1 pseudogene is annotated in these 258 nt (G+C 68.2%); it reads left to right on the forward strand.

Annotated elements, in window-relative coordinates:
• Positions 1–258, forward strand: a pseudogene (locus tag H5993_RS09325) (phospho-sugar mutase); the annotation flags it as partial.

Below are 258 nucleotides of genomic sequence, written 5' to 3' on the forward strand. Positions count from 1 at the left end.
GCCCTGGCGCTGGGCCTCACGCTGGCCGAGCAGACCGGCGCGGACCTGATGCTGGCCACCGATCCCGACGCCGACCGCGTGGGTATCGCCGTGCGCTGCAAGGACGGCAGCTACGAGCTGCTGAGCGGCAACGAGGTGGGCGTGCTGCTGTTGGACTACATCTGCAAGGGTCGCATCGAGAACGGCACCATGCCGAAAGACCCGGTGTGCGTGAAGTCCATCGTATCCACGCCGCTGGCGGACCGTGTGGCCGAGCAC

This window comes from Limosilactobacillus alvi, assembly GCF_016900115.1.
Lineage (GTDB): Bacteria > Bacillota > Bacilli > Lactobacillales > Lactobacillaceae > Limosilactobacillus > Limosilactobacillus alvi.